The sequence below is a fragment of the Ruegeria sp. BG11 genome, assembly GCF_056538565.1.
The window spans coordinates 1-918 of sequence record NZ_JBQFTH010000051.1 but is presented as its reverse complement, the minus strand read 5'-3'; the positions used below and the strand labels follow the sequence as shown (position 1 = coordinate 918).

Genomic DNA, 918 nt, shown 5'->3' with positions numbered 1-918 from the left:
GTCTTTACCAGCGGAGACCGCGCGTTTGGTCAAACGGTACAAAGCATCGGTGCGGGCGGTGGCGAGGTTGTGATCTCGGGGCTTGGTGCCACCGATGTGACCCTGGGGGCGCAGGATGGATCGACCGGGGATGGCGGCAATGTCAACTTCACCAATATCGGTGATATGACCACAAGCGGCCAAGGCTCTCATGGCTTCGTCATTCAGAGCATCGGCGGTGGCGGCGGTATTGTCTCGACCGACATGGCGCAAAGCCGGATCACCGTGGGTCTGTCGACCAACAATGGCGGCAATGGCGGCGATATCGATTTCACGCAGACCGGGACCATCGTAACCACCGGCCAAGACGCGATTGGTGTGCTGGCGCAGTCTCTGGGCGGCGGCGGCGGCATGGTGGATTCAGTCTTCCGTGGTTCCGCTGGCGGCGCGGGTTCCGGTGGGGCCATCGACATGGCGCTGAGCGGCAATATCATGTCGGTTGGCGCAGGCGGCATCGGTGTTCTGGCGCAGTCCGAGGGGCGTGATGGCGCAGGTGCCATTAATCTTGGCCTCGATGGTGTTATCATGGGTGGCACCGGGCAGACGGGCTCGGTTGCTACGATCGTTGTTGACGGGGGCACGAACAACGCGCTGTCGCTGTCGGCGAACAGCGTTCTGTTGGCCGGGAACAATCAACTGCTGAATGGCGGGGATGGGAACGATCAGGTGACACTCTCGGGTGCGGCGCTTGGAAACCTGAATCTTGGTGCGGGCACTAATGGTCTTACTGTTGAACAAGGGGCTGCGTTCTATGCGTTGGATACGGTCGACCTAGGGTCTACCGGTATGATGCAGGTGAACGGCGAGTTTGTTCTGGGTGCCAACTGGGGGCTGAACACAACGTTCACGTCATCTGTGCAGGCCAGTAACTTTGCTTTC

1 pseudogene is annotated in these 918 nt (G+C 60.3%); it reads left to right on the top strand.

What is annotated here, in order from left to right:
- Window positions 1–918 (top strand): annotated as a pseudogene (locus ACR0JF_RS23330) (hypothetical protein); the annotation flags it as partial.